The 21,850-nt window shown below is 65.4% G+C and carries 17 protein-coding genes and 1 tRNA gene; 4 read left to right on the top strand and 14 right to left on the bottom strand.

What is annotated here, in order from left to right:
- Positions 1-4 precede the first annotated feature (4 nt).
- A complete protein-coding gene (locus M8744_RS06165; protein WP_251411058.1) occupies positions 5-430 on the top strand; it encodes a tellurite resistance TerB family protein in 426 nt (141 codons plus the stop codon).
- A gap of 287 nt (positions 431-717) precedes the next feature.
- On the opposite strand, the gene M8744_RS06160 is transcribed toward M8744_RS06165, so the two are convergent.
- The 3 genes from M8744_RS06160 to M8744_RS06150 form a co-directional block, all read right to left on the bottom strand.
- On the bottom strand, positions 718-1,620 hold the full coding sequence (locus tag M8744_RS06160) for a GIY-YIG nuclease family protein (protein ID WP_251411055.1): 903 nt from the start codon (positions 1,618-1,620) through the stop codon (positions 718-720).
- A gap of 189 nt (positions 1,621-1,809) precedes the next feature.
- Entirely contained in the window at positions 1,810-3,306 is a 1,497-nt protein-coding gene (gene dacB, locus M8744_RS06155; protein WP_251411052.1) for a D-alanyl-D-alanine carboxypeptidase/D-alanyl-D-alanine endopeptidase, read from the bottom strand.
- A gap of 31 nt (positions 3,307-3,337) precedes the next feature.
- Complete coding sequence (locus M8744_RS06150; protein WP_251411049.1) at positions 3,338-4,006, bottom strand: nicotinate-nucleotide adenylyltransferase; 669 nt, start codon at positions 4,004-4,006, stop codon at positions 3,338-3,340.
- A 157-nt stretch (positions 4,007-4,163) separates the two neighbouring features.
- Between M8744_RS06150 and M8744_RS06145 the strand changes: the two genes are divergently transcribed.
- Together M8744_RS06145 and M8744_RS06140 are read left to right on the top strand one after the other, a co-directional pair.
- Positions 4,164-5,552, top strand: coding sequence for a bifunctional enoyl-CoA hydratase/phosphate acetyltransferase (locus tag M8744_RS06145; RefSeq protein ID WP_251411046.1), 1,389 nt, complete (start codon positions 4,164-4,166; stop codon positions 5,550-5,552).
- Positions 5,552-6,730 carry an acetate/propionate family kinase gene (locus M8744_RS06140; RefSeq protein ID WP_251411042.1) on the top strand — a complete coding sequence of 393 codons (1,179 nt, stop codon included), beginning with the start codon at positions 5,552-5,554 and terminating at the stop codon, positions 6,728-6,730. Before M8744_RS06145 ends, M8744_RS06140 begins: the two co-directional genes overlap by 1 nt.
- Before the next feature lie 128 nt (positions 6,731-6,858).
- Here the strand turns inward: M8744_RS06140 and M8744_RS06135 are convergent, their stop codons facing one another.
- From M8744_RS06135 to M8744_RS06095, 9 genes are all read right to left on the bottom strand, one after another.
- Positions 6,859-10,638, bottom strand: coding sequence for a translocation/assembly module TamB domain-containing protein (locus tag M8744_RS06135; RefSeq protein WP_251411039.1), 3,780 nt, complete (start codon positions 10,636-10,638; stop codon positions 6,859-6,861).
- Complete coding sequence (locus M8744_RS06130; RefSeq protein WP_251411036.1) at positions 10,638-12,467, bottom strand: autotransporter assembly complex protein TamA; 1,830 nt, start codon at positions 12,465-12,467, stop codon at positions 10,638-10,640. The genes M8744_RS06135 and M8744_RS06130 overlap by 1 nt, the downstream gene beginning before the upstream one ends.
- 92 nt (positions 12,468-12,559) lie before the next feature.
- Positions 12,560-13,489, bottom strand: coding sequence for an AEC family transporter (locus M8744_RS06125; RefSeq protein ID WP_251411033.1), 930 nt, complete (start codon positions 13,487-13,489; stop codon positions 12,560-12,562).
- Positions 13,490-13,576: 87 nt separating this feature from the next.
- Positions 13,577-14,374, bottom strand: a complete 798-nt coding sequence (locus tag M8744_RS06120) for an MBL fold metallo-hydrolase (RefSeq protein ID WP_251411030.1) — start codon at positions 14,372-14,374, stop codon at positions 13,577-13,579.
- A complete protein-coding gene (locus M8744_RS06115) occupies positions 14,374-15,180 on the bottom strand; it encodes a TatD family hydrolase (RefSeq protein WP_251411027.1) in 807 nt (268 codons plus the stop codon). The genes M8744_RS06120 and M8744_RS06115 overlap by 1 nt, the downstream gene beginning before the upstream one ends.
- Before the next feature lie 15 nt (positions 15,181-15,195).
- Complete coding sequence (locus M8744_RS06110; RefSeq protein ID WP_251411025.1) at positions 15,196-16,314, bottom strand: DNA polymerase III subunit delta'; 1,119 nt, start codon at positions 16,312-16,314, stop codon at positions 15,196-15,198.
- Positions 16,311-16,949, bottom strand: coding sequence for a dTMP kinase (gene tmk, locus M8744_RS06105; protein ID WP_251411022.1), 639 nt, complete (start codon positions 16,947-16,949; stop codon positions 16,311-16,313). Before tmk ends, M8744_RS06110 begins: the two co-directional genes overlap by 4 nt.
- Entirely contained in the window at positions 16,946-18,115 is a 1,170-nt protein-coding gene (locus tag M8744_RS06100; RefSeq protein WP_251411019.1) for a D-alanyl-D-alanine carboxypeptidase family protein, read from the bottom strand. The genes tmk and M8744_RS06100 overlap by 4 nt, the downstream gene beginning before the upstream one ends.
- 28 nt (positions 18,116-18,143) lie before the next feature.
- Complete coding sequence (locus M8744_RS06095) at positions 18,144-19,058, bottom strand: SPOR domain-containing protein (RefSeq protein ID WP_434481350.1); 915 nt, start codon at positions 19,056-19,058, stop codon at positions 18,144-18,146.
- A gap of 224 nt (positions 19,059-19,282) precedes the next feature.
- On the opposite strand from M8744_RS06095, the gene M8744_RS06090 reads away from it, so the two are divergent.
- Positions 19,283-19,372, top strand: a tRNA-Ser gene (locus tag M8744_RS06090).
- Between the two features lie 515 nt (positions 19,373-19,887).
- On the opposite strand, the gene M8744_RS06085 is transcribed toward M8744_RS06090, so the two are convergent.
- Positions 19,888-20,274: a DUF302 domain-containing protein gene (locus M8744_RS06085; RefSeq protein WP_251411014.1), complete on the bottom strand. Its 387-nt coding sequence runs from the start codon at positions 20,272-20,274 to the stop codon at positions 19,888-19,890.
- 544 nt (positions 20,275-20,818) lie between these two features.
- The gene (locus M8744_RS06080; protein ID WP_251411011.1) at positions 20,819-21,760 is read right to left on the bottom strand and encodes a LysR family transcriptional regulator; all 942 of its coding nucleotides are present in this window, start codon (positions 21,758-21,760) and stop codon (positions 20,819-20,821) included.
- Positions 21,761-21,850: the final 90 nt, after the last annotated feature.

Here is a 21,850-nt window from a genome sequence, read left to right as displayed (position 1 = left end):
CCCGATGAACGATCAAACCCCCCACCCGCTTTCGCCGCAGGACTGCCTGGTGGCGGTCATGGTCGCGGTTTCCGCCTCCGATGACGATATCCGCACCGCCGAGCTGGTCAAGATCCAGTCGGCGGTCAACCACCTGCCGATCTTTGCCGAGTATGACATCGACCGGATGAACATGACCGCGCAGCTCGTGTTCGATCTCTTCGCCGAAGAGGACGGGCTTGATGCGCTTTTCGGCCTGGTGCGGGAAAACCTGCCGGAACACCTGTTCGAAACCGCCTATGCCCTGGCCTGCGATGTGGGCGCCGCCGATGGCAAGCTGGAAGAGGCCGAGCTGCGCCTGCTGGAAGAAATCCGCTACGAGCTCAACATCGACCGCCTCGCCGCCGCCGGCATCGAACGCGGCAGCCGCGCCCGCCACATGCGCGCCTGAGCGCGGCGGCAGGCCAGCGCCGAACGACCCGGTTCGGTGCACGGAGCGTCATGCCGGGGCCATGCGGTGGGGGTGGTTTTCGGCTCGTGGCCGCCATTCGTGGAGCCTGAGGCGAACGGGAGGTGCCAGGCCCGGAGCGGACCCAGTACCAGCCGATGATGCAGGCAAAGGCGGGCAGCCGTGATACGCTAGCGGAAAGGCGAAGATGCGGACTAAGTTGCCGTTCGCAGATTAAACCTCAATGTCGGGAATTGCGAAGCGGCAGACTGGCGGTCTCGTTTCGATCTCTAGATTAAATCGAAATCTGACAGGAATTCTTCTCCGACAAGGCTGATTAACTTCCGCATCTGCGCATGGTTTAATCTGAATGCTTCGTCTTCCGGCAGCAGGGCCGGAACAAGCTCGACAAGACCGAGTTTTAGAATGTCGCTCGCAGCGCCGTTCTCGATAACGCCTTCAACCTCTTTTGGAGGCTGCTCTTCTAGAGGCCAATTTTCCAATTCGGGAGCGATAGCAAACTTTCGAGGTACTATCACTCCCGGCTCAATCTTAAGCCCCGAGGCTAGCACGCTCGCGACGATTGTCAGTCCATTCCTTGTCGTCAAATTCTTTAGCGACTTCGGGCTTGGATAGGCGTTGACGAGCCTAGGTCGATACTCAATTAGAGGTTTGATAGGGACACTGGCAACTTCCCCTAAAGACTGAAGGTACAAGTTCATTGTTGTCCGCTCAGGATTGCCATGAACCACACCAGCGAGCGTGGCGCTATGGCGGCCTGTCGTCAGTGGATCGCGCGATGAAAGGCTGCCTAGGCCTGCTGCGAGATTAGTAAGTATGCCACCGTCACAACGCCTCTTATATAGTGAAATAAGCTCCTCTTCGCGGCGTAAGCAGGCTGCCTCGTCGTGCTCAAATACCTGGTCCACTCGATAAAAGACCTGCTTCCCCGAGCCGATTGTCTTACGTATCTTGTTGCATTTGAAGGGGTTGCTCTTGTGTATTGCTGTTTCGCGGAGTGCTTCTGTTTCATGTTGAAGAAGCCGTGAACCCTTTCCTTTCCCAACGTAAAATGGCTCAAGCTCGGGGGTCAAAAGCAAATAAGTGTAGAACGATCCAGTTGGGAGGTCATTCACGAACTGATTTGCCAAGATGCGGTCGCCCTCAAATGCAAACCTCGAAATCCCAAACATGTACTTTCTCCACTTCACAGTGGACCTTCGTGCATACCGCAGCATTCGTCAACTTGGTCTCGCTGCCGACCTTCGCCGCACGCTACACGAAAGGCCGCTCTCGGAAAACGGCCCAAAACTTTGCAACCCCCACCCATACGCAGTGCCGCCGTTCGCCCAGTGCGCAGCGAACATCCACTCCCCGCCAGGTCACGCGCCGTAGATCGCATCCCAGCGTTCGATAAGCCCTTGTTGAAGCTGCTTTGACCGGCGGTTCCAGGCGCGGGCGCCGTCGGGGCGTTCGCGTTGCGCGCGCGGGATCGTGGCGCGGGTGTCGAGGTCGGCGGTCAGGATGGCAAAGACCAGTTCGCTGCCGTCGCGCGCCGTCATGAACCCGGCCAGCGTGCTGACGAAATTCAGCGTGCCGGTCTTGGCGTCCACCTTCACCGGGTGCGCGCGGTCGGGCGCGCCGTTGGCATCGCGCAGCACAACCCGTTTCAGGATCGGGCGCAGCGCCTCTTCCTGCGCGGCGCCGGCCAGCATCTGCACCATCGCCGCGGCGCTGATGCGCGAGGCATCGCCCAGCCCCGAATGATCGACCAAGGCCACGTCCTGCATGCCAAGGCGCGCCCGCGCCCAGCGGCTCATCTCTTCGGCCGAGGCGCGCAGGTCGGCCATTTGCTGCCCCCCCGCCTGGCTTGCGGCCAGCCCCACCATCTCGGCCGTCAGGTTGGTCGAGAATTTCAGCATCCCGTGCAGGATCTCGCGCAGCGGGGCGCTGTCATGCCGGGCCAGCAACTGGCCCCCGGGCGGGCTGTCGGCCTCGGTCTCTTGCGGCAGGACGATCCCGTGCGACCGGGCGAAGGTGCGAAAAACCTCGCCCGCGTAAAGCGTGGGCCGCCGCACCGGCAACCAGCGTGACCCGCCATTGCCCAACGCCCCCCTGGCCACGGTCCATTCATCGTGGCTGGGACGGTCGGCATAGGTGTACACGGGCATCTGGCGCGTCACCACCTGCATCCGGGCCACCCGCACCGCCGGCCGGTACTTGGCCGAGCGCGCATCCATCGTCACGCCGTAGCCATCGCCCTGGCGCTGCCACTCGAAATGGACCCGGTTGAAATTCAGCGACAGGCCCGAAATCGCGGGGTTGTAGCCCACGTGTGGCGGTTGGCCCGGGTCGATCTCGCGGATAAAGGGCAAGCCCCCGCCCCAGACCAGGAACCGCCCGCGCACCGCGCGCACGCCCGCGTCTTTCAGGGTTTGCGCCAAATCGGCCAGCGCATCGGTATCCAGCGTCGGATCGCCCCCGCCGGCCAGCACCAGGTCTCCCGTGATCTCGCCATTCTCGATCGCGCCGGTGGCCAACAGGCGCGTGGCAAAGCGATGCGCGGGCCCCAGCCGGTCCAGCGCGTAAAGCGCGGTGATCGCCTTGGCCACGCTCGCCGGGGGCAGGGCGGTTCGGGCCGCGTGCCGCTCCAGCATCACGCCGCTTTGCGCATCCGCCACGGCAAAGGCCACCGGCCCGCCCAGCCGCGCCTTTGCAATCAGCGCCTCGGCCGTCGGGATCGTGCTGCCGGGAAAGCCGTCGGGCCGCAGCACCGGCCGCAGCGACGCGGCAGGCGGCGCTGCGCGCGCCGCACCGGGCAAAAGCCCCAGCGCCGCAGAACCGGCCAGGAAATGCCGCCGTGAAAACCGCTTGTTCATGGGCGCAACACTAGCCCCGGATTTCCGCCGCTTACAAGCGCGCAGGCATCACGATTTCGCTGCCCTGGCGGGTCCAGCCGCCCGTGCGCCGTATCCGCGTCGATGACATGTCGATCATGGGCACGTTCACGAAGCACCAGCGCGGCGGCTGGCCCGCCGCCAGCGCCCGCGCCGCGCGCGCGGGCAGCTTGGCATGGCGGTAGATGCGCGCCGCCTTTGACGCGCGCGCAGAAATGCGTTGGCCCGGCCGTGCCAGAACACCAACCGGCACGCTCTCCATGATCTGCTGCCAATCCTGCCAGCGGTGCAATTGCGCCAGGTTGTCGGCCCCCATCAGCCACACGAACCGCACGCCGGGGTAAAGCCGGCGCAGGCGACGCAGTGTCTGCGCGGTGTATCGCGTGCCAATCCGGGTTTCGATATCGGTGACCGTCACGCGCGGATGGTCCATCACCGCCCGCGCCCGCGCCATCCGATGCGCCAGCGTCGCGGGGCCCTTGGCCTTCAGCGGGTTGCCCGGGCTTACCACCCACCACACCTGGTCCAGCCCGAACCGGCGCAGCGCCTCGCGCGTGATATGGGCGTGGCCCTCATGCGCGGGGTCGAACGACCCGCCCAGCAGGCCCACGGACTCGCCCGCCCGCGCGCGGGGCAGCGCATACCGCGCCAGCCCGCCGGTTCCTGCCTCTTCACTGCCCATGCCTCGCCCTCTTGCCCGCACCGGCGCGGACCTTGCCAGATCGCCCCGGCGCTGCCAAGGCCGCACCGTCATCGGCCTGTCATACCGCCGCGCCAAAGGGTGACAATCGCACGCGCAGCCGCTACCGCTTGATCCACGCCAAGAGGAAACCCCGATCATGCATATCGAGAACTGCACATTCGATGAACTCCAGGTCGGCGACAGCCGCGAATTGCGCCGCCTGTGCACCCAGGACGACCTGCTGGTATTCGCCAACGTCTCGGGCAACCACAACCCGATGCACCTGTATGATGCCGACGGCGATGGCGACGGCATGGTCGAGGCCGTCGCCCCCGGCATGTTCGTCGGTGCGCTGGTCTCGGCGGTGCTGGGCAACCTGCTGCCCGGGGCGGGCACGCTCTATCGTGCGCAGAGCATGGTCTTTCACGCCCGCGCCCATGCCGGGGACGAGCTGGTCAGCCGCGTCACCGTCACCGACAAGAACGAACGCGACAGCACCGTGACCCTTGCAACCGAGGTGCGCCGCTTGGGCGATGACGCGCTGATCCTGTCCGGCGCGGCCACGGTCGAGGCGCCCCGCAAGAAGATCAGCTATTCCAGCCACGACCTGCCCGGCCTGATCGTGCAGCGCCACCGCCATTTCGAAAAGCTGTTGAAACTGGCCGCGCCGTTGCCCGCGTTGAAAACCGCCGTGGTCTGCCCCGAAGAACCCAATTCGCTGGGCGGCGCCCTTTTGGCGCGCAGCCATACCCTGATCGCGCCGATCCTGGTGGGCGATGCCACGCGCATCGCCGCCTGCGCCGCCGAAATCGGTGCCGACCTGACTGGGGTCGAAATCATCGACGAACCCGATCACCAGACCGCCGCGCACCGCGCCGTCGCCCTGGTGGGCGAGGGCCGCGCCGAGGCGCTGATGAAGGGGCATTTGCACACCGATCAACTGTTGCGCGCCACGCTGGACAAACAGGCCGGGCTGCGCGCCGGGCGCCGGTTCACCCATGTATTCGTGATGGATGTGCCGGGGCTGGCGCACCCGCTCTTGGTGACCGATGCCGCCATCAACATCTCGCCCGATCTGAAAACCAAGGTCGACATCGTGCAAAACGCCATCGACCTGGCCCTGTCCATCGGGATCGAGCAGCCGAAGGTCGGCGTGCTGTCGGCGGTGGAAACGGTGAACCCCGACTTGCCATCCTCCATCGACGGGGCGCTGTTGTCGAAAATGGCCGAGCGCGGTCAGATCACCGGCGGGCTGGTCGACGGGCCGCTGGCGATGGATAACGCCGTCGATATCGCGGCGGCGCGCACCAAGGGGCTGACCTCGCCCGTCGCAGGCCATGCCGACGTGCTGGTCGTGCCCGATATCGACGCGGGCAACATGCTGGCCAAGCAACTGACCTATCTTAGCCACGCCGAGGGCGCGGGGCTGGTGCTGGGCGCGCGCGTGCCGATCATCCTCAATTCGCGTTCCGACGACGACATGTCGCGGCTGGCCTCCTGCGCGGTCGCGGCGCTGCATCACTTTCGTCTCAAGGGGGGGGCGTGATGTCGCATCTGCTGGTTCTGAACGCGGGGTCGTCATCGCTCAAATTCGGGTTGTTCCAGTCCGGGCCCGGCGACCCGCAGGCGCTGGTCACCGGGCTGGTCGAGCGTATCGGCGGCGCGGCGCGGCTGGTGCTGACAGGGCCGGACGGCGACAGGCTGGCGCAAACCGATCTGCCGGCCCGGCACGCGCAAGACCATCACGGCGCGCTTCACGCGGCGCTGGCCGAGGTGGAAACCCGCTTCCCCGAGGCCGAGATAACGGCCGTCGGGCACCGCGTCGTGCATGGCGGGCGCGATTTTGCCGATCCGATGGAGCTGACGCCCGACGTGATCGCCCGGCTTGAAACCCTGGTGCCCTTCGCGCCGCTGCACCAGCCGCATAACCTGGCCGGTGTGCAGGCCGCGATGGCCGAATTTCCGCAGGCGCGGCAAGTGGCCTGTTTCGACACCGCCTTTCACCGCAGCCACCCTTTCGTGAATGACACCTTCGCGCTGCCGCGCGCCTACTACGACAAGGGCGTGCGCCGCTACGGCTTTCACGGGCTCAGCTATGATTACATCTCGGGCGCGCTGGCCGAAATGGCGCCGACGCTGCACAAGGGCCGGGTGGTGGTGGCGCACCTGGGCAACGGCGCGTCGATGTGCGGGATGCTGGCGGGCCGGTCGCTGGCCTCGACCATGGGGTTTTCCGCGCTCGACGGCTTGCCGATGGGCACGCGCTCGGGTCAGGTAGATCCCGGCGTGCTGCTATACCTGATGGAGCAAGAGGGTATGGACGCCGCGGCGATTTCAGACCTGCTTTACAAGAAATCGGGCCTTCTGGGCCTGTCGGGCATCAGCCATGACATGCGCACGCTCGAAGAATCCGACGACCCGCACGCGCGGCAAGCGATCGACTATTTCACCTTTCGAATCCGGCGTGAACTGGGGGGGCTGGCCGCCGCGCTGGATGGGCTGGACGCGGTGGTGTTCACCGGCGGCATCGGCGAAAACTCGGCCCGCATCCGCCACCAGGTTTGCAGCGGCATGGGCTGGATCGGGATCGAGCTGGACGAAGACGCCAACGCGCAAAACGCCTCGGTCATCTCGTCCGATCTCGGGCGGGTGCGCGTCATGGTCATTCCCACGAACGAAGAACTGGTCATCGCCCGCGCCGCGGCAAGGCTGGCGGGCGGGTAGGGGCCTCGCGGGCCCGCGCAGGCGGGACCGGCGCGGGTGGCGCTGTCCGGCTTTCGCAGCCGCGCGGTTTTCCCCGCCGATCGCGCGGATTCTGCATATTTACAGCGCCTGAAAATATATCGGGTGGCTTAGTAATCGCGCTCGTAATACACGCCCAGCCCCGTATCGCCATCCGAGCCCAGCCGCCCGCGAACGGTGATATTCGGGCTGACCTCGAGGTTCAGGTTGATATCGGTCTCGCCCTCGCCATTTACCACGACATCGGAATAAATGTTTTCCGACAGGTACTTGCCCGCGCGCGCCTGCACGTTGCCCGAGTCATCGGTGCTGACGTCAAAGTCATCCAGTGACAGCGTTTCGCGCAACTGGCCGGTCAGGCCCGCCCCGCCATGCCCCGACAGCACGCGCACCGCGTTGGCCAGCCGCAATGCCTGCAAGGCAGATATCTCGGTCACGTCCCGCCCGAACAGAAGCAATGACAATATCTCGTCCTGTGGCAGCTCTGGCGACGATTGAACCACAAGATCTGGTGCGCTTGCCGAGCCTTCGATTCCCAGGGTTATGACCACGTCCTGGCTTCTCGTGGTGGCGGCAAAGCGGATAATCGGGTCGAACGACCCCTGCAATTGTAGCACCCCCTCGTCCAGCGCCAGCCGCTGGCCCAGGATGTCCAGCCGCCCGCGCACCAGTTCGAACCGGCCCTGGGGCACAATGTTGTCAGTGGTGCCCAAAAGCTGGAGCTGACCGCCCAATTCGGCGTCAAGTCCCCGTCCCCTAACGAAAATTCGCGATGGCGCCCGGATCGTCAGGTCAATCGGGTAGGCCGGGCCGCTGGCCGCGTTGCCGGCCCCCGGCTCGGCGATCAGCCCGGCCCATTGCCGCACCTGCCGTACCGCGGGCGGTTCGTTCACGTGGCGCAGGCCGGCCAGGTCGCCGAAACTCGGGCCTGTCGATGCGGGTATCCGCAGTTCCGCCGGACCCAGATCAATCAAGCCCCCAATCCGCGCGCCATTCGTCAGGGGCCCCTGCAAGGTCACCCGGCCGGTTGCCGTCGTCTCGTACAGGCGGGCTTGCCTAAGAACGACTTGTTCAATGATTACAGACAGATCGGCGTTGAAGGGCGGTGTCAGGCCCACGCCGCCCTCAAGCTGCACCCGCCCGCCGCTGGAAACCACCGCAGTCGCCGCGATCCGGGCCTGCCCGCCAGACAGATCGGCGCTTGCGTCGATCTCGCCCAGTGCCAGCCCCAGGCTGGGCAGGGTCAGCCGGGCATCTCGGGTTGCGATATTGCCCGACAACGAAGACAGCGCCAACGGCCCCGCCAACCGCAGGTCATAGCTGGCAATTCCGCTTACCGCACGGGGCCGCAAACGGGCATTGGCCAGCGCCAGCGGTGTGCGGCCCGTCAACGCCAGGTCGGCGCGGGTGAAATCGGGCGCAATGGTGCCGTTGGCAGCCAGTCTGGTATCGCCGGTTGCTCCGCCTGTAACGTCGATCTGCCAGTCACCCGTTCCGCGTTTAGCATTGCCCTGCACCGTGACCGGCCCTGCCAGCTCTTGCGCGAGGATACCGCCATCGGGCAGGCGCAGTTCAGCGGCCAGGCTTTGGCTGTCTGCCGTCATTTCGCCATTGGCCGTGGCGGTCAGTGCGGGCGTCGATAGCCGCAGGCTGTCGACGTTCAGCCGGCCCTGGGCATCGCGGCGGAGCACCGCCGAAAGTTCACCATTTCCGCGCAACAGTTGGTCGGCCGTCTCAACGTCAACCGACAGGTTTTGCAAGGTGGCGGACAGGTCGATCCGACCATCGAGGTCGGTCAGGCCGGCATCGATCTCGGCCGATGCGCTCAAGCCGCCGCCCAGTTGCCGCCCGGCCAGCCCGGAATAGGGGGCAAGATCATCCAGTTGCGCCTCGGCGCGCCCTGCCAGGCGGGGCGCGTCGGGCAGGCCCGTGACACGGCCTTGCCATGTGGCGTTGCCATTGCCGGGCAGGGTGGCCTGGGCGTTCACCGTCCATGCGGTGACGGCGCCAGTGCCCTGCGCGGCCAGGCGCGCGGGACCTGAAAGGCCCGGTGCGATACGGGCCGTGTCGGCAACCTCGGCCTGCATGTCAAAGCTGCCAGCCTCTTCGCCCAGCGACGCCTCGCCGGTGATGCGCGCGTGATCGGTGGCGATGCGCAGCCCCTGGACGCTGGTTGCCGCGCTGTCACGAAGCAACCGCAGCGAGAGCGTTCCCGCGCCCGCCAGAAGCGGGTCAAGCTGCGGTTGGCCAACCGAAAGGTCGGTGGTTTGCCCGTCAAACAGCAGATCGAGTGCGCTTGTGTAAAGCGCCACGTCGCCGCTGATGTCCAGCGCCGCGCTACCGCCAAGCGGCGCATCAGCCAGCGCGGCAAAGCGGGCCAGATCGCGGGCGGCAAGCCGCAGATCGAGCGTGGCCTGCGGGTCGAACATATCCTCGGGCAAGCGCAGGCTGGCATCGCCGGTCAGGCCATAATCGGCGCCGGACAGGTCGATGCCGGCAAGGCGCAGGCCGTTGGCATCGGTCCATTCAAAGCCAAGCCGCCCGGATAGCGAGGGGCCGACCGCCTGCGCCAACTTGGCATCGGCAAGCGTCAGCCCATCGGCGGCAAGCGCCACGTCACCGACTATCGTGCCAAGGCCATCGCCGCGCGGGGGCGTGATCGTGCCGCCCGCCGTCAGGCGCAGCGCGCCAAGGCGGTTGCCCGCCTGCACGACCTGCCGGGCAGTTGCCTGCATCTGCCAGCCATCGCCCGCGGCACGGTCGTACTCCAGTTGCAGGTCGGCCCCGTCCACTTGGGTGCCGTCGCCGCCCGTGGGCAGGTTGACCGGGTTGCCTTCCGGGTCGGCGACGCGGCCCGAAAGGTTCAGGCGTTCGGGCCAGCCATCGGCGCCGATCGCGCCGCTGCCGGTGATCTCGATGGATTGGGCCGTCAGGCGTAGCTGTTCCAGCACCTGCCGGCCATCGGGGCGCTGCACCGCGCTGGCACGCAGCGCGATTTCCGGGCCGAAAAAGCGGCGGTACTCGGGGGCGAAAACCGGCGCGATATCACCCGACAGATTGGCGGTAACGCGGCGCGCGTTCCCGTCGGTGCCGGGCGTGTTTGCCAGAGTGACCGCGCCGGTCAGCCGGGCGACGCCGTCGGTGGCCAGCTGGATATCGGCACGGAAATCGTCTATCGGGTCATCGCCCGCGATCGACAGTGCCAGCGCGGGACGCCCTGGTAGGTCAAGCAGGTTGGCGGCAATGCCGTCGGCATCTTCCTGCAACGAGACCGACAGCCCCAGCTCGCGCGTTTCGTTGGAATAGCTGCCGGTCATTTCCAGCGCGCCTTGCGGGCCATCCAGCCGGGTCAGGCGCAGCTCGGCGGCGCCCGCGCCGCTTGCAAGTTCGGCATTTCCCTGCACCTCGAACGCGGCCTCGCGCCCCAGCAAAGGGGCACCCAGTTCGACGCGTTCAAGGGCCAGTTGGCCGATATCTATGGATACCGGCAATTCGGGCAGCGCGAAGGGTTCACGCGCCGTGGGCGTGGCGGGGGCATCTGGCCCGGTTTCCGGCGCGCGCGCCACGATCACCGCCTCGGCCGACAGTTCTGCCACCTCCAGCCGCCCCGAAAGCAGCGCGGCACGGTTCCAATCGAGCACTGCGCCGCGCAACGTGATCCACACCCCCTGCGCATCGGCGATGGTCAGCGTTTCAATGCTGGCGCGGCCCGATAACGCGCCTGAAAACCCCTCGATACGCACCTCGCGGCCCGCCGCTGACAGGTTGTCCTCGAGAAACGCCTGGATCACGCCGCGATCCCGCGCCTGCTGATCCTGTGCCCATACCAGCGCGGGCATCACGGCAAGCACCAGCACGGCCAGCGCCCGGAGAATTAAGCGCGTGCCCATCAAAATGCCTGCCCTATACCGATATAAATTTGCACCCCGTCGCCGGTGTTGCCTGACACGGGCGCGGCCACGTCCAGCCGGATTGGCCCCACCACCGTGTCATAGCGCAGGCCGATCCCGGCGCCCGCGTGCCAATCGCCGGATCCGTCATAGAATTCCTCGGCTCCGACATAGCCCGCATCGGCAAAGCCAACGAGGCCGAAATTGCCACCCAGCTTGGCGCGCAGCTCGCCCGACAGGCCCAGGAAGCTGCGCCCGCCGGTTTGCGTGCCCCCGACGTTGACGCCAAGCGACTCGTAGGGCTGGCCGCGCACCGTGCCGCCGCCGCCGGAATGGAACAAAAAGCGCGGCGGGGTGCGGTCAATGTCGGCGCCAAGGATGCTGCCGAATTGCAGTCGGCCTGCCATCACGAACCGTGCTTCCGAATCCAGCGCGTGATAGGCGCGCGCATCCAGCATGACCCGCCCGCCGGTGTCGGCGCCCTCGATGGCGATGAACGGTGTTGTTTCAACGCGCAGCAAGCTGCCGCTTGTCGGGTCCAGAATGTCATCGCGCCGGTCCCATGTCACCGTGACGGGCAGGGTGGCCAGGGTGAAATCGCGGGTGCCGAACCCATCGGTTGTTTCCTCGGTCTCAAGCCCGATCCCGACCTCGGCGCTCAGCGTGTCGGAGAAGATCCGGTGCGCGCCCACGGTGATACTGGCCCGATCGGTAAAGTAATCGGGTTCATCCAGGCGTTCGATCTCGCCCTTGAACCAGAAACTCGTGTCGGGGCCATAGCTGGCGGGCCGTTCGCCACGCACGGACAGGCGGTAATCGGTGCCGCCCGTTTGCCCGCCGATGCCTGCCACCTCGCCCTCGACACGCAGCCGCTCGGCCCCGCCCAGCAGGTTGCGATGCATCCAGAAACCCGACAGGCGCAGCCCCTCGAAACTGCTGATCTCGGCGCCGCCGCCGATGCGGCGGGGTTTTTCATCGACCAGCTTGGCGGTCACGTCCATACGGTTGTCAGGGCCTACCACCTCGCCTTCGGCCAGTTGGACCGAGCGAAAGGCCCCGGTGCGGCGCAACCGCGTGGCGGCGCGTTCGACACTGTCGGGCGAATACCGCGTGCCTTCGGGCAGGCCCGCGATCTTGCGCACGCGGCGGGGGGTCACGGCGCTGCCGGGGGCGACCAACAGGCGGCCGAACTGCACCTCGGGGCCGGGGGCAAGCCGCACCTGCGCATCCAGCCGTGCATTGGCGTGGTTGGCGGTGATGTCCTGGCCTGCGACCTGTGCCTTGGCGTGGCCGGCGCCGCGCCACTCTGTCACCGCGCCGTCAACGGCGTCGCGCACAGCGGTCGAGCGTGCGCGCTGGCCCGTGGCAAAGCCCCGTGGCGGTGTGCTGCCGGGCGCGCGCGGCGCGATCTCGGCCTGGCCAAAGCGAAAGGGGCGACCGGGGTCGACCTGCACCGTCACCGTGCCGATGCGCGCGGGCGTTTGCAGCGGGGGGATGCGCGCGGCCTCTTGCCCGTCCAACCGGATGGAGATCGTGCCGCCGTAATAGCCCTGGGCATACAGCGTTTCGGTAAGGCGGCGATAATCGCTGAGCGCGGCCGACAGCACATCTTGCGGTTGGGTCGTGCCCTCGGCCTGCGCGGCCCGCAGGATCGAGGCGGCGTTCAGCGTTTCGGTCAGGGCGTCTTTTTCCGGCCCCGAGACCTGAAGCGTCATGGTTTCGAATGCGCGCGCGGGCAGGGCGGGCGACAGCCAGGCCGCCAGCGCAAGCACGGTCAGGGCGCGTTGTATCGGGCCGGCGACCCGCACGGTATTCGGCAGCAAAGGCAAGGCCCCCTCTTTGTTGCCTTGATACGGCGCTTTGCCGCCAAGGACCATGCGGATTAAGGTAGACCGGCAGAAATGTGATCAACCGGCCCCGCTCAGGGCAGCAGGTGTAACCAGCCCCAGATCGTGCCGATAGACAGCGCGGTGGCAATCAGCACCGACGAGGCCGCCACCCGCTGCGCCCGGCCATACATGTTGGCAAACACGTAGGCGTTGATGCCTGGCGCCATTGCCGCCGTCAGCACCGCCGAGCGCATGGCGTCCACCGAAAGCTTGTTCAGCGTGCCCAGCGTCCAGGTAATCGAAGGGTGCAGCAACAGCGACACGACGCAGACATAGGCGATGATGCGGAAATCGCCATCGGGGCGATAGCGATACAGCACGCCCCCCATGCCGAACAATGCGCAGGGAATGGCCGCGCGCACCAGCATATCTACGGCTCCCTCGATCATGCCTGGCACGGTCGCGCCGGTCAGGTTGACGGCGAAGCCCAGCATGATGCCGATGACCAGCGCGTTGCGGAACATGGCACGCAATACCTTGCCGGGCACCGCGCGGGCAGGGGTGCCGCGGGCCCGGGCGATTTCCATCGCGGTGATGCCAAGGCCATAGCAAAAGGGCGAATGGACCGCGACAATGGCATAGTTGGCTTGCAGCGCATCGGCGCCATAGGCGCGCTCGGTCATGGCCAGCCCCAGCATCAGGGAGTTGGCGAACAGGCAGGTAAACCCGATGGCAACCGCGTCTTCCCAGTCGCGCTTGAAAAGATATCGCCCCCCCAGCAGCCCGACAAAAAAACCCGTGCTGGAACCCGCGTAAAAGCTGACCAACAGGGACAGGTCGAAATTCTGGCCCAGGTCGAGTGTCGAGATGGCGCGGAAAAGCAGCGCGGGGATCGCGAAATTCTGGGTGAACACCATCAACCCGTCAACCGCGCTTTCGCGGAACAGACCGCGCCAGACAGCGACGTAGCCAAAGCCGATCAACGCGAAGACGGGCAGGATGATATCGAGCAGCGCCTGCATTACCGGGCCATCCCGGCAAAGGCGACGCCGGAGGGACACCGGCGGGCGCCTGTCTGGCAGGAGAAAGGATCGGTCACGCGCAAGACGTCATACCGAGTAGCGGATAACCATCCCGTCATAGGCGGGCGTGACATGGTCGGGAGTTTCATCCGCGACTGTCTGGTAATCCAGGTCGATATGCATGTTGGTCAGCACTGCGCGCCTTGGGGCGACTTGCGCGATCCAGTCAAGCGACTGGTCGAGATGCGAATGGGTTGGGTGCGGTGTGCGGCGCAACGCGTCGAGCACCCAGCAGTCAAGACCCTGAAGCACCGGCCACGCGTCGTCGTAGATCTCGGCAACGTCGGGCAGGTAGGCCAGCCCGCCGATGCGGAACCCCAGCGCGTCGATCGCGCCGTGGCCAACCTTGAAGGGCGTCAGGGTGATCGACCCCCCCGCGCCGTCGATCGTGACATCGCCATTGATCGTGTGCATGTCGAGGATCGGGGGATAGGGGCTGTCATCGGGTTGCATGAAGGCATAGCCGAAGCGCGAATAAAGGTCGTTTTGCGTGTCACCATCCGCCCAGACGGGCAGGCGGCGGCGCATGTTGAACACGATCATGCGCAGGTCATCGAGCCCGTGCACGTGGTCGGCGTGGCTGTGCGTCCAGATCACGCCGTCAAGCGCGCCTATCCCGGCGTCAAGCAATTGGCTGCGCATGTCGGGCGAGGTGTCGATCAGCACGCGGGTTATGCCGGCCTCGGTTTCGCGCTCGACCAGCATCGAGCAGCGGCGGCGCCGGTTGCGGGGATTGTCCGGGTCGCAATCGCCCCAGTGCCCGCCAAGGCGCGGCACACCGCCGGACGAGCCGCAGCCCAGGATGGTAAAACGCAACTCGGGCATCAGGCGGCGGCCCTCCAACGGGCGGCTTTCCGGAACAGCCGGTCGAAGTTGGCCTGGGTCTGCGCGGCGAAGGCGGCATAATCCAGCCCGTAAAGCTCGGCCGCGACCTGGGCGGTATGCGCGGTAAAGGCAGGTTCGTTGCGCTTGCCGCGATGGGGCTTTGGCGCAAGGTAGGGTGCGTCGGTTTCCACCAGGACCCGGTCGACGGGGGCAGCCGCGAAAATCTCGCGCAGTTCGGTGGATTTGGGGAAGGTGCCGATGCCCGACATCGACAGGTAAAACCCAAGGTCCAGCGCCGCGCGCGCCAGTTCGGCCCCGGACGAGAAGCAGTGCATGACGCAGGCATAGGGCTTGGCGCGATACCCCTCGGCCAGGATCGCGGCCATGTCGTCATCGGCTGCACGGGCGTGGATGATCAGCGGCAGCCCGGTCTCCTGCGCGGCATGTATATGGATGCGCAGCGATTGTTTCTGCACCTCGGCCGAGTCGGCGGTATAGTGATAATCCAGGCCGCTTTCCCCGATGCCGACGAATTTCGGGTGCTGTGCCAGGTCGACCAGTTCGTCAACGCTGGCCATCGGCTCGTCCGCGGCGCTCATCGGGTGGGTGCCGGCGGCGTAGAAGACCGGGTCATATGCCTCGGCAATCGCGCGCACCTGGGGTTCGTTGCGCAGTTTGGTGCAGATGGTGACCATGCGGGTCACGCCCGCGTCGATGGCCCGGTCGATCACCTGCGGCAGTTCCTCGGCGAAGTCGGGAAAATCCAGGTGGCAATGGCTGTCGGTGATCTGCGGCGTCTCTGTCATGGTGTCCTTCGCGCCTTAAGCGGCGGTTTTCTGGATCTTGAAAACCGTATCTAGGACAAGGGCGACCGGGTCAAGGTTGACCGCCCGCGCATGGCCAATGCGGGCGCTGATCGCCTGTGCCTGCTCGGCCCAGGCGCGTGCATGGGCGGGCGTGGGCGACAAGCGCGCCAGCAACGCGGCCTCGCCCGGGGCGGCCTCGACGGCCGGCGGATGGCCGGTGGCGCCGGTGCGCGCAAGCCGCGCCAGAAACAAGTCCTGAAGGTGAAACAGCAGATCCAGCCGCGCCTCGGCCCCACGCGCGGCGGCGGCCTCGGCCAATTTCAGCGCGCGGGCCCGATCAAGCCGGGGCAGGGTATCGTAAAGCGCCACGAGCTGGGAATAAAGCGTGAGCCCGTCAAGGTTGATCAGGCGCACCGCCTCGCCAACCGACCCGCTGCTGAGTTCGGCCAGCGCCGCGCCATCTTCGGGCGCGGCCACACCGGCCTGGGCCAGCGCGGCGGCCATGTCATCGGGCGCGAGCGTGGAAAGGCGCAGTTCGCGGCAGCGCGAGCGGATCGTCGGCAACAGGCGCGAGGGTTGGTGACTGACCAGCAGAAGCGTGGTGCGCGCGGGCGGTTCCTCGAGCATTTTCAGCAAAGAGTTGGCGGCCTGCACGTTCATTTCATCCGCCGCGTCGATGATCACGACGCGCCGCCCCCCGTCAGCCGCCGAAAGCGACATGAACCGGGCCAGGCTGCGCACGTCATCGGCCACGATCTGGTCGCGCAGGCGCTTGGTTTTCTCGTTCACGCTGCGGGTGATGTGAAACATCCCCGCCTCGGACCGGGCCAACAGGCGCCGCGCAACCGGGTGCTCGGGGTCGATATCCAGGCTGGCGGGCGGTGGCGGCGCCCCGAACAGCCCGTCCTCTTCTGCCGGCGGGGTGGCAAGCAGGAACCGCGCGATGGCCCAGGCCAGCGTTGCCTTGCCCACGCCGCGCGGCCCCGTCAGCAGCCAGCCGTGGTGCAGGCGTCCTGAATTGTAGCTTTCCAGGAAGCCCGCCTGCGCCGCGTCCTGCCCGATGACGCGCGGCGTTTCGCGTGGATGCGGGGCGCCATCTATGCGGTCTGGTTCGGGGGTGTCTGTCTCGCTCATCTCAGGCGTGGTTCTACGATGGCCAGCACCGTGGCTGCAACCGCGTCGATGGGCTGTGCGCCGTCTACCTTGACGATCCGCGACGGATATTCCCGTGCCAGGTCGAGAAAACCCGCCCGCATGTCGGCCTGCAACGCGGCGCCGAATGTTTCGAAACGCTCTTCGCCGCCATTGCGCCCCAGCGCGCGGGACAGGCCGGTTTCAGGGTCCATGTCGACCAGCACGGTCAGGTCGGGCTCGACCCCGATCATCAGGTTGTGCAGCGCGTCCACCTGGGCGCGCAGACCCGCGCCGCGCAGGCCCTGATACATGCGCGTGCTGTCGGCAAAGCGGTCGCAGATGACGATCTTGCCCGCCGCCAGCGCGGGGCGGATCGTGCGTTCGAGGTGGTCGCGCCGCGCCGCGGTAAACAGCAATATCTCGGTTTCCGCCGACCAGCGGTCGGGCGCGCCCTCCAGCACCAGGCTGCGGATTTCCTCGGCGCCGGGGCTGCCGCCGGGCTCGCGCGTCAGGACAACGTCAAACCCTTTTTCGCGCAAGCTGTCGGCCAGCCGTCTTGCCTGTGTGGATTTGCCCGAGCCGTCGATGCCTTCGAAACTGACAAAACGCGCGGGCGCGGGGGCGGTGACGGTCAAAATCCACCCTCGGGGCCTTCGTTCAGCCTGCGCAGCAGCACGGTCGAGGCGGTGGTTACGCGAGACACGAAGCCGCCGCGTTCTATCGCGCGGTCGGCCACCAGGGGCACGCGCGTTTCGGGCAGGCCCTCGGGGGCAAGGATCAGTTCAGCCAGTTCCTGGCCCTTTTCGATGGGCGCGCGGATGGGGCCGGTATAAACCACCTCGGCCTTGACCTCGTCGGCCATCAGCACCGGCACCAGCGCGGTCAGTTCCTTGGCCGGGACAAGGCCAACCCTGGGTTCGGCGCCCATCCAGACATCGGCTTCGGCGATTACCTGGCCTTCTTTCGCCAGCCGGCGTTCGGCAAACTGGCGAAAGGCCCAGTTGACGATGGCCTGGCTTTCCTCGGCGCGGGCGTGCTGGCTGGGCAGCCCGGAGACCACGAAAATCACCCGGCGATCCCCTTGCCTGGCCGAGCCAACCAAGCCATAGCCGGCCTCTTGCGTGTGGCCGGTTTTCAACCCGTCGGCGCCGATTCCCAGCCCCAGCAGCGGGTTGCGGTTACGCACGTTTTGCGGCGCGCGCCCGTCGAAGGCAAATTCCTCTTCCGCGAACATCGGGTAGAAATCGGGGAAATCCTCGATGATGCGGCGGGCCAGCAGCGCCAGGTCACGCATGCTCATCACGTGGCCCTCTTCGGGCCATCCGTTCGAGTTCTTGAAGGTCGAGTTCGTCATGCCCATCTGCTGCGCGCGCTGCGTCATCAGGCGGGCAAAACCAGCCTCGGTGCCATCGGGGCTGAGCGTTTCGGCGAGCACCGCGCAGGCATCGTTGCCCGACAGCACGATGATGCCGCGCAACAGGTCCTCGACACTGACCCGGTCGGTGGTGTCGAGGAACATGGTCGATCCGCCATAGCTCATGGCGTGGCTGGATACGGCCAATTCCTCGTCCAGGCGCAGCCGGCCCTCGCGGATCGCCTCGAACGCCATGTAAAGCGTCATCAGCTTGGACATCGACGCCGGCGGCAGCTGCTCGTCGGCGTTTTTCGACAGCAGGATCGTGCCGGTATTCATGTCCAGCACGAAGGCAGCCGAGGCCCGCGTGTCAAAGGCCTGCGCCGGCAGGACCAGCAACAGTGTCGCCAGAAGCGGGGCAATAACGCGTTTGGCGCAGACGATCATGGCAGCGATGTCCTTTCAGTATGTCCGGTCAGTTGGTTACGGCATAGGCGTCCTCGAACCCCTTGGCCTTGATCTTCTTGAGCAAGGCCGCGCGTTCCGAGGCGCTTGTTGCGGGACCGACAAGCACCCGCCAGAAAGTCTTGCCCTTCGATGTCTGTTTTTTCACTGTCGGTACCATGCCCGATGTGCGCATCGCCTGGGCGGTGTTGCTGGCGTTGGTCTCGACGCTGAAGATGCCGATCTGAAGATAGGGCTTGTCAAGCCCGCCTGCCCGCGGCCTGGGCGCGGGGGCCGAGGCGGGCTGCGGCGTCGGTTCGGCACTGGCGCTTGCAACCGCCGGCTCGGCCTCGGCCGCGTCAAGCGCGGCACTGGCCGCGGCGATCGGGTCGGTTTCCGCGTCAGCGGGGGCCAGTTCGCTGGCCGCGACCTGGGCCGGCGCGTCAAGCTGCGCGGCATCGTCTTCCTCTGCCTCGGGGCCATCGGCGGGCACCTCTTCGCGGCGCAGAGCGGTGATGTTCAATTGCATGGGCTGGCCGGCCAGCATTTCAAGCGCGGCGGCCGCGTCGGATGACACCTGCACCGCCGGGCCCGGGTTTTCACGTTCGCGCCGGAAAAGGGCACCGATGACGAACTTGTCGTTCTTGGTGTTGCGAATGATCACCCGCTCGGGCTCATCCACATCCGGGTGCGCAACCCAGACACCGCCCAGCGACGGGCGGCCATCCCACAGGCCGGGCTCGGTTACCTGGAACACTTCGGGGGCCTCGACGTCGCGCTCGATCAGCTTGACGGTGCGGGCCGCTGCCGAAACCTCGGCTTCGCCGTCCTGCGCCTTGGCCTTGAACGGGTTGAAATTACCGACGTCGCCGCAGGCTGTCAGCGCCAAAACCATTGCGCCCCCCGTGGCCAGTCTCGTCATGTGCTTCACGGGTGCTGTGCCCATCGCCCAGATGTTCATGTCTTGCCCTCTGCCCTCTGCGCGGGCTGCCGCGCGATTGCCGGGTTTTCCCGGTCGTTGCATGCCTCGCGACGCGATCAATATGCGCCGTTGTGTGCAAGAATAGCGTTAACCGGCCGTCAAGGAAAGTCTCTCGCTAGGGCTAGGCGAAATTCCCCTTGAACTATGATGCGTTTCGGACTCATACCTCCGAAAGTCGCACCAACTGCGGAGGAGTGGCAGAGTGGTCGAATGCACCGGTCTTGAAAACCGGCGTGCGTGAAAGCGTACCGTGGGTTCGAATCCCACCTCCTCCGCCACCATCACCCTATCGAACCTGTTCATGCCGCCCGTCCGAGGCGGAATTTCTCCTGTTTTCAAAGGGGTTTGCCGTATGGGTGCGAACCGCTAAGACGGCGGCGCGGAGCGATTTCCGTCTCTGAATGGCCTCTTGTCTCTGGTCGGGCGAACCGCGCCGATTTCGGTTCGGTCGGAATTCTCCCCGCCTTTCCAATGGCCTGAACCGCAACCCCGCCAAAACTGCGAGCACTGTTTCCATCGCTATCGAGCGGAACGGAGACCAATAATAAACCGTACCGCTGACCGGCTTCCCTCACCGGGAGTGCGCGGCATCGGGTTGCACTGAAGGCCACCATATCGCGACCGCTCCGCATCGTGAACACTAGGAGGGCGCGCACGCAAACAGCTTCTTGATGCCTGCGCGATTCATCAAACCGCTTGCCGCGGTGAACACCGAAGGCGCGAACTGCCAGATAGCGTGCAGCCGGCCCCGAGGATGGCAAGCGCCGCGAGGATGGCGGCGCGCTGGCTCAACTCAGATAGCGTCTACGGCCTTTGCCATGAGGTCGCGCACATCGCCTGCCACCGCCGTCAGGTCTGCGTTCTCGATCGCCTGCATCGAGGCCACCGGGTCTATGGCGCTGACCTCCACGCCGCCGTCCACCTCGCGCAGGATCACGTTGCAGGGCAGCATCGCGCCCACGCGCGGTTCGATCCCGATGGCCTGGTGCGCCATCTTCGGGTTGCAGGCGCCGAGGATGCGATAGGCCGGCATCTCGACATCGAGCTTCTTCTTCATCGTCGCGGTAACGTCGATCTCGGTCAGAACGCCAAAGCCGTGGTCGCCCAGCGCCTTGCGCGCACGAGCATCGATATCGTCGATACCGGCGCCGGAGATCAAGCGATTGATTGTGTAGGTCATGGTAAAGTCCTTTTTCTCATTTCCAAAGATGTCTTGATCAGCGCTGTTGCGACCGAAACAGGCTGCACGTTAAGCAGCAAAGCAAAGAGCCAACCAAACCCCATTCCGGGGCCTGTTTCGTTCCGGTTCATCGTCTCATCCTCCCTCGTTTCATCTACAAGATGCGCCTATTGAGCGGTCCTTGCGACAACATGGGGCAGGATGGCATCGGGTCGGGGTTGCAACGTCGGGGCGCTTTGCCCGGATGCACCGCCCGTTCAGACCGAAGACCCGTAACACTTGGCCGAGCAGATGGGGTGGCCCATCGTCTATATCGTCACTTTTGATTCAGCGAACAAAGTGGTCGCGTGGACAAGCATCAAGCATGGTCCGATTGTCCCGAAAGCAGCAGTTTTTTGCGCTGCCTGTGACCATGGCCGGGACTGGTAGACTGTTCACCGTGCCTGCTGAATGACCGCGTTCGGCAGGGTTTTGCACTATTTGCAGTGATTTGAACGTGACGCATGTCATTGCGCGGCATGTTGAGGTCGACTTGTCGGGGCCTCTATGAATTAGTGCACGGTTCGGGCAGGGCTGAAAGGTTTTCGGTGAATACCTTTTCGGCACTTGTCCGTGATTTGTCCGAAGACCAAATTGCATAAAGATCAAGCGGACCGATCGCGCAATCCGGCAGTAGCGGCCATAGTTCTCCCGAGCGGACGTAGCGTTCCACGAAATGTGTTGGCAACAACGCGATGCCGAGGCCGAGCCTGGCCAGCCTGACGATCTCATCAATATTGTTGGATGTCGCCACCACACGGCCTTGGAGGTTTTCGCGCTCTCTGAAGATCGTCAAGGGCGATAGAACTGCGCCCATTTGGTCGCTGCCAAAGGTGATGATCTCCGCGTCATGCAGGTCTTCGGGCGTTAGCCCTTTCTTTCCGTACAGTGGATGCGGTGGGCCGCAAAACGGCCCGTACACCTGCGCGACAAGCAGTCGGCTGCGGAAGCCGCGGGCATTCGCGCGCATGAGGCAGACGCCGGCCGTTGCTTGCCCCTGCCTTACCAGGCGCTGGATCTCCAGGCTTGGCAGCACGTCGATGGAAAGCGTAGCCGATGGATTGTCGGTCAAGAACCGCGCGATCAGATCGTCTAACTGGGCAGATTCAACACGACTGGCGAGCAGTAGGCGAACATGGCCCGTAACTTCCTCTTCGCCAGACATGGTCGCCACGCTCTTCAATCTGGCGACTTCGCGCATGATTACCAAGGCCATGTCATACGTGTTCCGACCCGCTTGCGTGACCCGGAAGGTTCGCGGCGAACGCTCGACAAGCCTGACCCCGAGCTCCGCCTCAAGTTTCTTCAATGACTGACTGACCGCCGGCTGGGTGAGGTGAATGATCTTGCTTGCGTTTGAAATGCCCTGTGCCTGCACGATAGCGACGAAAACCTTGAGAAGGTTGAGGTCAAGCCTGTCCAATCTGTCGTAAATGTCGTGGCTCATTAATCATAAGTATGACGAATATTTGAATTTAACAAATATTATTTTTGATAATTCAAAACCCTTGCTACGGTCATCTCAACTTGGATGCGA

Source organism: Lutimaribacter degradans (assembly GCF_023703375.1).
In the GTDB taxonomy this organism is placed as follows: domain Bacteria; phylum Pseudomonadota; class Alphaproteobacteria; order Rhodobacterales; family Rhodobacteraceae; genus Lutimaribacter; species Lutimaribacter degradans.
Note: the sequence above shows the minus strand (reverse complement) of the source record. Positions and strands in the feature narration are given on the sequence as shown.

Bases quoted from the DNA above. Each gene is read 5' to 3' on its own strand.
- M8744_RS06100 (WP_251411019.1), bottom strand. From the start codon at position 18,115: ATGATCGTCTGCGCCAAACGCGTTATTGCCCCGCTTCTGGCGACACTG.
- M8744_RS06095 (WP_434481350.1), bottom strand. From the start codon at position 19,058: ATGGGCACAGCACCCGTGAAGCACATGACGAGACTGGCCACGGGGGGC.
- M8744_RS06160 (WP_251411055.1), bottom strand. From the start codon at position 1,620: ATGTTTGGGATTTCGAGGTTTGCATTTGAGGGCGACCGCATCTTGGCA.
- M8744_RS06140 (WP_251411042.1), top strand. From the start codon at position 5,552: ATGTCGCATCTGCTGGTTCTGAACGCGGGGTCGTCATCGCTCAAATTC.
- dacB (WP_251411052.1), bottom strand. From the start codon at position 3,306: ATGAACAAGCGGTTTTCACGGCGGCATTTCCTGGCCGGTTCTGCGGCG.
- M8744_RS06145 (WP_251411046.1), top strand. From the start codon at position 4,164: ATGCATATCGAGAACTGCACATTCGATGAACTCCAGGTCGGCGACAGC.
- M8744_RS06115 (WP_251411027.1), bottom strand. From the start codon at position 15,180: ATGACAGAGACGCCGCAGATCACCGACAGCCATTGCCACCTGGATTTT.
- M8744_RS06080 (WP_251411011.1), bottom strand. From the start codon at position 21,760: ATGAGCCACGACATTTACGACAGATTGGACAGGCTTGACCTCAACCTT.
- M8744_RS06120 (WP_251411030.1), bottom strand. From the start codon at position 14,374: ATGCCCGAGTTGCGTTTTACCATCCTGGGCTGCGGCTCGTCCGGCGGT.
- M8744_RS06165 (WP_251411058.1), top strand. From the start codon at position 5: ATGAACGATCAAACCCCCCACCCGCTTTCGCCGCAGGACTGCCTGGTG.
- M8744_RS06085 (WP_251411014.1), bottom strand. From the start codon at position 20,274: ATGACCTACACAATCAATCGCTTGATCTCCGGCGCCGGTATCGACGAT.
- M8744_RS06135 (WP_251411039.1), bottom strand. From the start codon at position 10,638: ATGGGCACGCGCTTAATTCTCCGGGCGCTGGCCGTGCTGGTGCTTGCC.
- M8744_RS06110 (WP_251411025.1), bottom strand. From the start codon at position 16,314: ATGAGCGAGACAGACACCCCCGAACCAGACCGCATAGATGGCGCCCCG.
- M8744_RS06125 (WP_251411033.1), bottom strand. From the start codon at position 13,489: ATGCAGGCGCTGCTCGATATCATCCTGCCCGTCTTCGCGTTGATCGGC.
- M8744_RS06150 (WP_251411049.1), bottom strand. From the start codon at position 4,006: ATGGGCAGTGAAGAGGCAGGAACCGGCGGGCTGGCGCGGTATGCGCTG.